Genomic DNA, 13256 nt, shown 5'->3' with positions numbered 1-13256 from the left:
GGCGTAGCGAGCAGAAAACAAGCTGGAATATGGCTATAGCTGTGAATAAGGAAAACTAGATTGTCTTACTCATACCTAAAGATCACATGCGATCTATGTGTTCAAATAAGGCCTTCTCCCAGTCTTATTATACTACTATATTGGCCTGTGTTGGCTAAGCAAGTGCAGTGTTATCATATAGGACAATCGTCAGTCTAACAATGATAGCACTACAGTCATCGCCTCTATTTACTTTCTTTTCTTTTACAGAAAACCCACTTGTTTTCATCTTCGTTCAAGTTGTGAAGTTTGTTGAAAACCCTTGTTTCAGATGAAACGCTGCCGGCACCCTTTGCGGTGACAGCTATAGGTGTCCATCTGTTACTGCCGTATTTGGATAACAATATATACTCTATATCGCCGATTTTCTCCGAAAGTGCACTTGCAGTATAGGCTTGTAAGGTGCCTTCTTCCCAATCATTAATCACGTCAAGTGCGCCATCAGGTGCACCCGGTCTTTGTGCGAGAGTTGACCTCCCGTTTCCATCGAAAAGTTTTAAGAAAACTTTATCATTAGTGCCGTTTGACCCTGTAGAAATATCGCCTGTAAACGATTCATAACTTTCAGACGCCTCACCACTTGAGATTGTCTGTAGTTCAATAACCTCGTCATTGGTTGTGATCATCTGGTTAGGAATGGCATACCATGTTTTTAAGTTCTCTTGATTGGTGATCCATATACCGCCAAGCCGCCACTCATCGCCCGAGAACTTTATTCTAACAGAGCAGGGGTCACCCTCTAAATCAAAAGGCACATTCTGGCATATTTCAATAGACCCCTTCTCATAGTTGTCACGATTTGGTGTTGCATAGGCGGTTGGCTTAACAAGAGCTGTTTCTTCACCTTGAGAATTAATAAGAGATATTTGAATCTTTGAATCTGAGTCGTTGTCCCCGGTGCCGATTAAAACTTCATAATTTGTCATATTATTCATTCCTTGAATTATATTTTTGTTACTGTTTAGTATCTGTCCTTGATGCACGAATAGCGTTTAATTAAATCGACTAAAAACTCTGCGTTTCAAATTATAATTGCTCAACTTTTAAACTGAGCAGGATAGAAACTAATGAATTAATGGTGCTTTTGCAATAGAAATAATAATAAATTATTCATGTTGTGCTGAGCATTGCCTTCTGTAGATTAGATTAAGTTTATTGTGTCTGATGAATGGCGAATCGTCAGGGTGTGAGTTAATTGGATTATGAACGAAATGTGTTCGGCTAAATTATCTATTATCAGTGTCTGTCAGAAATTAGTTGGCCTGTGCATAAGTTAGAGCGGCTGGTCGATCGGCGATAAGAAAAGAAAGATGATGGGCCAGAAGGTATTGTAGGGCGATATATATTGGCAAACCCTAGCCGTGTATTTCGGGGGTGTGGAATATATACTGAAAGATGCTATTGAATTTATCACTTGGCGTGTGTGATTAAGGAGGGGGGCATCTTCCTTGGCTATATTGCTGCAATAGTATTTCGATGTGCGGTCAAAGCGCTGCCTCGCTAGACATTCACCTTATAGTTGAGGTCTGTGACCTCGTCGCCAGTTATGCCGCGAAAGCCCCATTGATAGGGCGCTTGCTCCTTGATGGTAATCTCTATGTCAATCGGTGGGATGCTGAGCTCTGACTCGATACTGTTGAAGAGCGCCTTAATAAGCGCCTTTTGCGTCTCAGCTTTTCTGCCGGCCATCATGTTAATTTCGATGACGGTGTACGCGTCGCTACGCCCACCCGGATAATAGAAGTCCTCTTTCTGCAAAGGGATAAACCGATGTGCTCGCTTATCTTCCGGCATGCCTAGGATGGATTGCATGCAGCTATGGATAATATCGGATAGCTGTGCCTTTATTGGGTTTAATTTTTCTTTGATACCGTAAACGACAATCATAATTCTTCCTGAAATGACTAGCATCTGTCACCGTCATCAGCGGCTTGTTACTGGGTCTGCAATAGCATCACTTTGATGCGCTGCCGATGGTTATGAGGTAAGTCCATGCTAAAGTTAGTTGTTAAATTATTTGCTAGCTACAGTACTGTACTCCCGGTGAGATGAAAAGTCATAGGGGCGAGCTGATAGCTATGGGCTAACTAGTCGATATCGACTCAATTGGGTTGGTGTGTCAGTCAGAACATGGTTGCTTAGTGGTGAACAATAGGTGTCCTTTATCCCTCAGTATAATGACAATAGTTATACCACCGAAGGGTATCGAATGTGCTTAACAAGCGTAGAGAGGCGCTAAAACGATCGTCAGATAGATGAGCAATGCGGATAGCGTTGTTATTCGATAGCTACGTTCATGAAGCGCCTTAAGTCGAATAAAACAACGGCTATTATCCACTGTAGCAGAGAAAGTTTTGAGAAACAGACATCCTATTTCTATTAACAGACAGTATAAGTCTTAGCATATTGACGCCATATTGGTTTGCTTGTAGATTGCGGGGTAATGTGGAATGGCTAATTAGTATGATGTGGCTGTTAAATTATCGTTAGCCATTTTTTTTGTAAGATTATTTTATTTTTTATGGTTTGGTGTCTACAAGGAAAAATGATTCGATTTATTTTAAATCACCTACAGTGATTTGGCCAGTGTGTCCTGCGTGTAGTAAGCTCTATAACATCCATGCAGCAGTTGGCTTCTCGACAGATATAAAGCACTAAATCAATTGAGTTATTTTATTGGTTCAAGGTCATAAGCTCAATATAATGTGAGGAGTAGAAACGTGTCCAATCGAGAAATATTTGAGAATATATTTAATGAAGCTGACGTCAAAATCAATGGCGATAGGCCTTGGGATATAGTTGTTCATGACGACAAAGTATTTGATCAAATAATGCTGCAAGGCTCTATTGCATTCGGCGAAGGCTATATGGATGGTTTGTGGGACTGTGAAAGGATTGATGAACTGTTAAATCGTTTGCTGAAGATTAATGTCGAGGAAAAGGTCGGTGCCCTAAATAAAATAAAGGTTGGTCTCAGTAAAATAAAATCCTTTGTTAACCCTCAAAGCATTGCTAAGGTAAAGCAAGACGTCCCTTTTCACTATGATCTAGGCAATGATCTGTTTGAACTGATGTTAGATGACCGAATGGCGTATACCTGCGCCTACTGGAAAGACGCTAGCAATTTAAATGAGGCTCAAGAAGCTAAGCTAGACCTTATTTGTCGCAAACTAAACTTACAGCCAGGTATGCGTCTACTTGACATTGGCTGCGGCTGGTCGAGCTTTATGAACTACGCTGCGGAAAAATACGGCGTAATCTGTGATGGCTTAACGCTGTCGGTAGAGCAGCAGCAATTAGGCCAAAAAATGGCTAATGATAACAATCTGCCGGTCAATGTGATTCTACAAGATTACCGTGAGTTTAAGCCGGAGCAGGCTTATGATCGCGTTGTATCCATAGGCATGATTGAGCATGTCGGGCCTAGTAACTACGATGATTTCTTTAAATGTGCTAGCTCATTTCTGGTTGATAATGGCGTCTTCTTGCTGCATACCATTGGCAGCCCACATAGTCAGCACAGCGTAGACCCCTGGATCAATAAATATATATTTCCCAACGGCGTTGTCCCATCAATGGCTCGGTTAGGCAGTTCAATTGAAGGTCTGTTAAATATTGAAGATATACATAACTTTGGCCCTGACTACGATAAAACCTTAGTCGCTTGGGAGGCTAACTTCGAGAAGAACTGGGATAAAATATCCTCACAATACAGCGAGAAATTCTATCGTATGTGGCGATTCTACCTGCTCAGTTGTGCAGGCGCTTTTCGCAGCCGTGATTTGAGTTTATGGCAGATTGCGTTAACGAAAATCGGTGCCGAATTGCCTGTGTATGTCCGTGCGTCATAATAAACATTATTTACAAGAACAGCTGGTGGTTGCTGGTTTTGTTATTTACATTCAGGGGTGACGAAGTAGCTAAGAAGGATTTATCATAATGGCTGGGGCCAAATTATGGCCCCAGTGCGTATACCTTCGTATTTTTAAGCACAAATAATATGCCGTAAATAACGACAATAATCAGTTGAGGTAAGTCGGCTTCAAGTTCTGAGCATCAGCCCACTTGCTGTATTTTTTGCGCCACTGCATGTAGCTGTCGCTGACCTCTTTAAACTGAGGGTCTTTGGCTGAATCCTCATTGACTACGTCTGTCCAGGCTTGCTCAAAGACGGCAAGCTGATCGTCCCTCCATCGGCGGGTGATTACACCGCGCTCTTCACCCATCCTGGCCAGCATGCTAGGGCTGTTGGCATCACTTTCGACGTAGGAGCGAGCGAGGCTGGAACGACAGGCTGTTTCGATGATGGCCTTGTTCTGATCAGACAGTGAGTTCCATTTGTCCTTGTTGATCTTCAGGGTGCCGATAGTAATCCGCTGGTGCCAAGCTGGGAAGTAGTTGTTCTTGGCAAGCTGATAAAAACCATACTTGATGTCTGTTTCAGGCATCGAGAACTGAGCGGCATCGATTACGCCCACTTCAAGAGCAGGAAAGATGTCGCCGCCAGCTAACAGCTGGGTGCTGACGCCAAGCCTCTGCATGACGCGGGCTCCTAGGCCAGAGAAAGCCATTTTCATGCCACGCAGTTGATCAAGCTCGCTGATTTCTTCCCTGAACCAACCTGAAGATTCGGGGCCGACTGCTAGGCAATGCATGGCTTTAATGTTGTTCTGATCGTAAATACGATCGCGAATATCTGCGCCACCGTGATGCCATATCCAAGCCATGTACTCGCTGAAACTCGGGCCGAAAGGGACGGCACTGAAATACGCCAAGGCGGGGAATTTCGCTACATCATAGGCCGCTGTTGACCAAGCCATTTCTACGCTGCCATTTGACGTGGCGTTAAAGTCTTCGTAGGTTGAAAGCAAAGCACCGGGCTCAAAAAACTTGACTTTAAAGTCGCCGCCAGACAGTGCAACGATGTCGTCGGCAAAGCGTACCGCTTCAGTTCCTAGGTGAGGTACCTGGCTACCCCAGGCGCTGTGCATCTTCCATTTTACTCTTTCGGCCTGGGCGCTGGTTCCGGCCAGTGCGGCTGATAAGGCAAATGCGAATACAGTGAGCGTTTTACTGATTTTCATTAATCATCCATCCATTGGTGTTTGCACCGTTTGACCGTAGCGCTGTTGTCTTGCCCTATTCCTATTGAGGGCTGAAACAAGTGAAGCAGTGATCGTCGGGTGCGAGGTTAGCAAGCAAAAACATCCTTGAGAAAGTTGGCAAAAAGCCTCTGCTAACTCAGTTGTTGTTTATGCTTGATGATCTAGAGGTCTTGGTTAGCCTCTGCTGATTTAACGCTAAAGAGATTTATTTTTAATAAAGAATGCTTTCCTTTTCTCATCATTGCATTCTGCTTGAAGTGAATCCATTCTTACTGCCACTGCGATAAGTTATTTATTATTTTTACTACGGTAGCGCAATCGCTGCGTAATTAAAAGTTACAGCGAACAGAAATGTGCAACGGCATTAGCAAAAGAGGTGATATTGAGAAGTTCTGCAAGGGTAATATAGCGCTGTCATAGTGACTTATATGAGTTAATAAGGGGGCGATTAAAATATAATTACTAGCTCGATAAAAACTCACGGATGAAATTAAAAACAGTCTCCGGCCTTTCTTTGTGGGCTTCATGCCCTGCAAAGGGGGTGTTGGCAAAGCTAGCGTTGTTGAGCCGGCTTGTTAGTTCCAGTGCCGATGAGATGGGCAATAAAAAGTCGTTGTCACCACGAATAACGAGCACATTGCCGTCAGTGCTATCGATGGTGCCTGTTGGATAGCCCGTTGAGCTTGTGTCTAGCCACATTGCGACGGCCTCAGTAACTAATCTATCGAAGTTTGGCTGGGGATTAAGTTGACTGTAAAGGCGGTACGTATCTGGGAACTTCTCTCTCCAGCTTTGTGCGGTGACTGTCGATAAAACATCATGCACAGCAGAGTCTTCTTTTAGCTGGAAGTTAGCCCCGATTGTAATCAGCTGCGTAATACAGACGGAAGTTGAAGCCATGAGGCGATACCCGACTACGCCACCATCGCTAAAACCGAGCACGGCGGTTTCTTTAATATTAAGATGCTGGAGTACTGCTAGGACATCTTGCTCTAATCGTTGATATGTCAGTTTTCCCTTGCCTAGTGTCGAGCGGCCATGGCCACGGCTATCTATTTTGATAAGTAAAAATTTTTTTGATAGTAGCGGGATTAGCGGCTCGAAGTCTTCAATGCTACCGATACCTCCGTGTAGCAATACCAGCGCTTGAGCAGATGCCTCTCCGGTAATATTGCAGTAAATCTCGGCGTCATCAATCTGGATCACCTTTTCTTTCTTGATATAATTCTTCATGCTTTAAAAATATTCGATAAGTAGTGGCTAGGCCAGTAGACGTACTAGCGGTGCAGCAGAGGTTGTAACACTGCAGATGATGGTGAGATTGCTGATGCTGGCAGCCGCCATGCTGTGTCGTCAATTATTCGTGTGAACTGGCAAAGTCATTGGCTAATGATAAGGTCATTTTCACTACGCCATCTGTCATAGACGTTGCAATAAATCCTAGTTTTAGATAAATTTTTTCGCAGGGTTATCCTGATAGACAGCACAGGTTAATTCATTCGCGTCTACCTCAATAGCTAGTTCTCTGTACCAGTTAAAGAAGACCCCGCCTAGCGCTTTTGTGATTGGCTGTCGGCGAGATATCCACTGAGTTTTATCAACGTTTTGTCGCCCGCGTAGCAATGCAAGAGGGGCTGAATGCGTTGAACGGTATTTCGTCTGTCCAATAATCTTCGTAGAGGTCGGCAATCATAAAGCCTGCCTTAAGCTGTCCTCCCAGCTGCGTTTCTAGTGTATGGCTAAATTCGACGGCACGGCCATTACTTTCTAGTTCTTGGATGGCCTCCGAGTCTAAGTGATCGGGCTGGGCATAAGGCAGCTTATGCTTTACTTCGATTATTTTATCTTTGATCGATTGATCGTGATCGAAAAGGAAAAAACTGGGGTTCATAAAGCCAGCGAGTAACTCCCCTTTCGGCTTTAGCACGCGATAACACTCTCGCCACACCGCTTCTACATCGGGTACAAAAATATTGGAGACAGCGTGAAAAATAAGATCGAAACTTTCATCCGGAAGCTCGGATAGGTCAGCCATATCCCCGCGTATACACTGTAGGTCGAGGTTGTGCCGCTCTGCCACAATACGATCTTTCTCAAGCTGTACATCAGAAAGATCGAAGCTAGTCACTTTAGCTCCTGCAGCAGCGAGCACAGGAGCCTGTTGACCGCCAGCAGAGGCTAGGCAAAGGACGCTTTTACCTTGCAGGCAGCCAAACCATGATTTTGGCACAGTACGTAACGGAGTAAGAATGACGTTCCAGTCACCTTCGCGAGCGGACCTGATGGTGTCACCTGAAACCGGTCTAGACCACTCACCATCCTCTGAGGATTCTTTGTTCCATGCGGCTCTATTGTGTTTAAGAATATCCATAATAATTTTATTTGTAATGTAAAGAATGTGTTTTCTGATTTCACAAGAGGCGATTAAAAATCGCGAATGCGAGTCAATTGTGCAGGCGTTTCGGCGAGGTTTTTGGTCGTTGCTCTTAGCTACACCGGTGCTGATTGTGATGCAGGCCAATCCTAACTGCCGCTAAGCTGTTTTGTCAATTATTTGATAGATACACTATCGCAGTGAGAGCTTGATGGTAAACATAAGGCGTGCGCATAACTTTGTGATTTAAAAGTCACTATTGGTTGTGGCCTGCTAGCTGGTGACCGTAAGACAGCATGATGATAACTATGAGATAACAAACATTAATGTTTGTGGATTTTGGCAATAGTGAGGGGTGTGCTTGTAAATAATTTATGGCGGACTTAACGGTGTTGTTAGTAATATTGCGTGTTAGAAGGTCTCGTTAGCCTCTCTTTTTCCATGGCTATGATGAATAGAATAATAGGCGAAAGTAGCGGCTGCTATGAACAAGCTCGCTGCAAGGATGACTAGATTGATGGATACGATGCCTAGTGCAGCACCTGCGAGGCTGCTTAACATATTAGCGATCTGTCTGTAGGAGGAATTTATACCGAGTGTTTCACCTTGACGGTCTCGGTGTGAGCTGTCGGAGATGTCTGAGACAATAAGCGTGGTTGATAATGCGATTAAGGCACCTAGAGAAATAGTGATGATATGAAGCTGTACCGTATTACTAACGACCAAGAGTAATAAGATCGTCATGGATAAGCAGAATGAGCTTATCAACATACTAGTGGCAGTTGAGTATCGATGTGATACTTTGGTTACAATAAATATCTCTGTGATACTCATTGATGTAAAGAATATAGCCAGATAGTAGGATATTTCGCTAGGTGATGCTGCCCAGTTGCTAGAGTAATAGAGAGAGATAAACTTATAGATAAGTTGTACGCCTATTAGTAGACCGAGGTTGACTATAAGCAACGAATATAACGTCTTATTGCTTGCGTATAATTGTTTAGATTTTTTTAATAGGTTTAGCGTATCCGCAGTCGTACCAGAGTATGCTGTCTTTTTTGTTACCGTTTCCTTGAGAAACAACGCTGCGATAAATAGCGCAATGAACGAGATAATAGCGGTGGCGTAAAAAGGTGTAGAGAGGTTAAACCATGAAACTAGAGTGTTATTTGTTAGCATTCCTGCCAATAGTATCCCTAATGTACATGCAATACAGGAGGCGCCGGATACTATCCCCAAAGAGCGTATTTTATTCCCCTTGTCATCGCACGCTATCGCTAATGATAAGGAATAGTTACAGCTGAAACACCCCGCAAGGAAGTAGGCGAACATAAAGCCATAGATATTATGCCAAGCAATGGCTGCACCCATGGCGGCGTAACAGAATGCCTGGAGGAGCAAATTTAATAATATATAAGGTTTTCTGCCGTGGCAGTCAGAAAGGCTGCCAAAAAGCGGTGAAAATATAAAGCATCCTAGGGGGTATAGTGCAAGGGTAAGCCCTAGCAAAGCTATTTTGATATTTTCCGTGTTTTCGCCCTGCTGTAGCCCTGTCTCGGAGGAGAGGAATAACGGTTCGATGAGAGGGAAGAGCAGGAAAATACCAATATCCGATATTAGGACGACGATGGCGACTAATATAATTTGTTTGTTCAATGTATTATGTCTCTATACTGTCATCGAATGATGGTAAGAGATCAAAGTGCCCATGTTTGAAGAATCTCACTGTTTTTAATAGGCCATGAGCACCGACAAGATACTGTATTAGCTTCGCCACTTGTCGAAGGGAATAGTCTGACCTGCCATGGATTGCAATCGATGGAAGGTGCTTGATAATCGTTAATGGGTGATTGATTATAGTTCTTAGTAAATAGAAGTTATCGATTAATAATTTATTTTCGTTGTGAAGCTGTTTTTCATGATGGTGAGGAGTATTGCCTGCCATGGATCTGAGTAGGCTGGTAGAAATAGGCGGCATCCAAAGAATCCCTTGTGTCAAGACAGGATTCGCCTCGAGCAAATAGATGTTTTGTTGCTCGGTAATTCTTAGGTCAAGACCTAAAAAACCTGTATATCTCATCTGCTCTACTATTTTACGCGTTAGCGTGTGGCATTCTTCAGTAATTCTGTTGCTTTGAATTACTTTCCTTATGATCATAGAGGAGTTTTTGTTGGAGAATATTGACTCATAAACGATCAAAGATAATATTCTGCCGTCCTTACATATTGCTGTCAGAGAGAGGTCTTTTCCGTGTATTCTTTGCTGAATCATCCATGATGATGATTGATTGAAATGGTCACTGTGTGTTTCTGACGTTAATTTCACTATCCCCCTGCCATTACAAAGATTGCTGGGTTTAAGTAAGTAATCTCCAGAAAGGTATTTTTTATCTATACTATTGATGCCTTTTTGAATATCGTCATTATCGAGAATTATGGTTTCTGGGTAAGGTAGCTCAAGATCGCGACAAAGGTGGGTGAATGAGATTTTATCATCAAGAATATTGCAAGAACGGCTGTCAGAGTAAAATAGGCTTGCCCCTGTTAATGATTGAAAGCTTGGTAGCGTATACTCAATGTCAGAGGCAATAACAATGTCGGCGTTAAACTCATCTACGATATTTTGGATCACATTGAAAGAGGGGATCAGTTTTATCTTGTTACAGGCGGCGTGGAAGTGCTTGCCTGTGGTAATGGCTAATACATCATGCTCTTTGGTGATAAGCTCCATGAACTTTATGGTGTGGAGCGCGTTGACCGTGAATATTATTCTCATTTTAATCCTTTAAAATTGAGTTTCAGACTGTTTCAATTATTCTCTTGGCGGCACTTCTTGTGGTGTGCCATCTATGCTTCAATATTTTATCTTGTTTTTACACTCTGTTTGGGCGCCACATTATGCGAGTAATGAGTGGTGTGAAATAGACAAAAACACCGAAGGTTTTGTGCGACATAACGGTTAGATTGGATTGGCAATGTCTCTTTAACTGCTGGAGTATAATGATGAGTGTCGTGTTAACGCTAATTTAGTTTTATCCGTTCGGCACTTTGAATGTGTTAATATCGTTCTTACCACCTCAAGAGCAGTAACTATCATAGCCATAGACGCTGATCACTCTTAGGCAGAAATGAGCCAGGGACTGCTGTTATGTCAACACCAGGTAAGCTAGTCAGTAGCCTGCAAGTGGTCAGCAGTAGTATCGCAGCATACAGGTTGCCTACTATCGCTATGCACGGGGAATTTATCGCGCCATGCACTCAATAACATCATGGCGATGCCGATACTCAACTTACTTCGACTGGTTTGTGGACGCGTTTAGCGAAGTCAAAATTGGACGACCACCATGATGCCACAAGCAGTGTGATAATACGGCTGCTCCACGTGTTGTGCCTTGCCTGGATAGATATAAAGGCTAAACATAGGTGGTATTCGTCTGAGAGTAGGTCTCACAGATCTGACTTCACTATAGCTGTTTTTTACTGTTAAACCCGCGGCTAATGGCAATTTACAGCCGGAGTATTTAGTACAATGTCAGCATAGTGCTTGCTATAGTCACCTTTGATAGCCTGTGTTCCCCGGCCTCCGGCATTTGAACCAATAATAAATGTCTGCGCTTTATCTATCCCGGCTGATTCATAGGCAGCAATATCAGTACTGGCATTACCATAGGCTCTGACAATGTTTAGACCGACATCGTTAATTAGGTAATTGAGGTAGTCTGTTTTGTATTGTTCAGTGTCAATACTGCCGGGCTTAGAGTGGTAGTGCCAGGGAAGTAGGCCCTGGTTATCGAACCATGAGCGAGAGGCCTCGGTTATCCAGTAAGATCGACCTGTTAAATAAACGATTTGATAGCCCTTATTAATATACTCATTAACAACTTGTACAGCGTATGGATAAGCGTCTGCGTCATCAATGCCAAGCCACTCTCCAACAACTTCTAGATCGCCCAATGTGAGTGTTCCATCGACATCAAACAATACGGTTTCTCGGCCAGGATCAACAACAGACAAATAGCCATCTACAACGCTTAAATCACCTAAAACAACCATTCTAACTCTGTATTCGCCAGGCCCTTGGTCAATTGATACGTTGATCTTTCCATCTGTGTTTGTTCGGTACTCTCCAATATATTCCCAGTCAGGCATGTCGGTGCCATAGATGTAGACCTTGATATCTTCCCCCTCCAGGTCTTTATGAAGAACATAATCATAATCAAACTTGCCCACCACAACAGCGGTGCTGCCGGTGACGGCAATCGAATCGTGGATCATATGATAGGGCTTATATCGTTGGCTGAGCCATATGTTTTGCCATTTCCTAAAGCCTTCCTTGTCAGGCATGGTAAGATTCGGCGGGTTCTGAGCAGGATCGTAATCGGGACAACTCCCTGCAAGCGTGTTGGCAGCGAATAGCATCATTGAAATAATGACGAGTGACTTAAATCTATACCTCATAACATCTCCTTTTATTAATTGTTATATTTCCGTTATTACACTCACGTGTTGAGTGCATCGAGGTGTGGGTGAGACAATTATTTTGGCAGCCTTGTCTATTCACTTCAATTCGCCTTTTAACTTTTGTTTCTTACTGTTTTTGTTTGCAGGCTGTTGTATTGGCTGGTGTTGTTGTCTGTGTCGTTATTTTTTTTATAGGTATTCAGGTTTTAAGGATGGGATGAAGCTTTTTCACAGTGTCAATCGAGATTGGTCGGCGCCTGATTAAGCGCGCTGTATTTCAATGTTTTTTCGTCGTGGATAAAAATACAGTACCATACAGAAAACGAACAGGTTGATTAATAATGAAAGACTCAATTTCTATCCATGCAGCGCCGAAACCAAGTGGCTCAAATAAAAAATTAGAAAGATGTACCCCAAAGCAAGAACGATCCCGAGCGATTGTCAACGCAATAAAACAAGCAGGCCTATTGATTCTAAAAGAAGATGGGCCAAGCAAGCTGACGACAACACGGATTTCCGATCGAGCCGGTGTTAGTGTCGGTTCCTTGTATCGCTACTTCTCTAGCAAAGAGGAAGTTGTGGCTGCTATTTATGAAGAGCAAACCAAAGATGATCTAGCTTTTGTTGAGCGAGTTACCCCATGGTTTGACGCGTTAAAAAAAATGCCATTAGAGGTGGGTATAAGAAAGATTATTGAGTGTTCTATTGAAAGGCATAGAAGTATGATGAGCCTCCATGGAGAGGTTTATTTGAAAAGCCACCGAGACTACTCACTCGGCTCACAGCTATCATCCAGCTTATTGACAACTACCATCCGTGATTTTCTCGAATGTAATCGTGACTCGTTGTTAATTAATGACCTAGATAAAACCGCCTTTCTAATAGCACGAGGGTTGTCGGGCATGCTTCGTATGACCTTAGACGAGGAGCCTGGCTATATTAAGGACGATAGCTTTGTCGAAGAATTAGTGCTTTTATTTACTCGTTACCTTTGTGCTGAGACTGGTTACAAGCATTCAATAGAGGCGGAGATGAAGCCGAAGGGTTGTCCGGATTGGATTGACGCAGCGATCTAGCCGTTTGTGCCGTCTTGATGTTCTGGCTATGCTGGAGCAGCAAAAAAGTCTGTCGTTTGATCGATAGTGCCGCTATCCCCAGCTGAAAATCAGAACTGTGTAGTTTGATTAGCTCGATGATTGTTACTGCGCTACGAAAACTATAAGCCATAAAGTTATTGAAAGTAGGGAGTGGGTGAGCAAACTAATCTTTACGTCATT

General features: G+C 43.2%; 10 protein-coding genes. 2 read left to right on the top strand and 8 right to left on the bottom strand.

Features of this window, described 5'->3' with window-relative positions:
- Window positions 1-224 precede the first annotated feature (224 nt).
- Together EDC56_RS17610 and EDC56_RS17605 are read right to left on the bottom strand one after the other, a co-directional pair.
- A complete protein-coding gene (locus tag EDC56_RS17610; protein WP_148059448.1) occupies window positions 225-965 on the bottom strand; it encodes a hypothetical protein in 741 nt (246 codons plus the stop codon).
- A 574-nt stretch (window positions 966-1539) separates the two neighbouring features.
- The gene (locus EDC56_RS17605) at window positions 1540-1926 is read right to left on the bottom strand and encodes a tautomerase family protein (RefSeq protein ID WP_123713909.1); all 387 of its coding nucleotides are present in this window, start codon (window positions 1924-1926) and stop codon (window positions 1540-1542) included.
- 833 nt (window positions 1927-2759) lie between these two features.
- On the opposite strand from EDC56_RS17605, the gene cfa reads away from it, so the two are divergent.
- Window positions 2760-3890 (top strand): cyclopropane fatty acyl phospholipid synthase, encoded by a 1131-nt coding sequence (gene cfa, locus EDC56_RS17600; protein WP_123713908.1) that lies wholly within the window; start codon window positions 2760-2762, stop codon window positions 3888-3890.
- A 171-nt stretch (window positions 3891-4061) separates the two neighbouring features.
- Here cfa and EDC56_RS17595 read toward each other — a convergent pair whose 3' ends face one another.
- From EDC56_RS17595 to EDC56_RS17570, 6 genes are all read right to left on the bottom strand, one after another.
- Entirely contained in the window at window positions 4062-5123 is a 1062-nt protein-coding gene (locus tag EDC56_RS17595; protein WP_123713907.1) for a TRAP transporter substrate-binding protein, read from the bottom strand.
- A gap of 483 nt (window positions 5124-5606) precedes the next feature.
- Complete coding sequence (locus tag EDC56_RS17590) at window positions 5607-6377, bottom strand: alpha/beta fold hydrolase (protein ID WP_123713906.1); 771 nt, start codon at window positions 6375-6377, stop codon at window positions 5607-5609.
- Window positions 6378-6741: 364 nt separating this feature from the next.
- Window positions 6742-7515: a class I SAM-dependent methyltransferase gene (locus EDC56_RS17585; RefSeq protein ID WP_123713905.1), complete on the bottom strand. Its 774-nt coding sequence runs from the start codon at window positions 7513-7515 to the stop codon at window positions 6742-6744.
- Window positions 7516-7929: 414 nt separating this feature from the next.
- The gene (locus EDC56_RS17580) at window positions 7930-9174 is read right to left on the bottom strand and encodes an MFS transporter (protein ID WP_123713904.1); all 1245 of its coding nucleotides are present in this window, start codon (window positions 9172-9174) and stop codon (window positions 7930-7932) included.
- 4 nt (window positions 9175-9178) lie between these two features.
- A complete protein-coding gene (locus EDC56_RS17575) occupies window positions 9179-10294 on the bottom strand; it encodes an ATP-grasp domain-containing protein (RefSeq protein ID WP_123713903.1) in 1116 nt (371 codons plus the stop codon).
- Between the two features lie 719 nt (window positions 10295-11013).
- Window positions 11014-11976: a lipin/Ned1/Smp2 family protein gene (locus EDC56_RS17570; protein ID WP_123713902.1), complete on the bottom strand. Its 963-nt coding sequence runs from the start codon at window positions 11974-11976 to the stop codon at window positions 11014-11016.
- A gap of 344 nt (window positions 11977-12320) precedes the next feature.
- Between EDC56_RS17570 and EDC56_RS17565 the strand changes: the two genes are divergently transcribed.
- Window positions 12321-13055, top strand: coding sequence for a TetR/AcrR family transcriptional regulator (locus tag EDC56_RS17565; RefSeq protein ID WP_123713901.1), 735 nt, complete (start codon window positions 12321-12323; stop codon window positions 13053-13055).
- Window positions 13056-13256: the final 201 nt, after the last annotated feature.

It is taken from the genome of Sinobacterium caligoides (genome assembly GCF_003752585.1).
GTDB lineage: Bacteria > Pseudomonadota > Gammaproteobacteria > Pseudomonadales > Sinobacteriaceae > Sinobacterium > Sinobacterium caligoides.
This window is presented reverse-complemented; position numbering and strand designations above follow the sequence as displayed.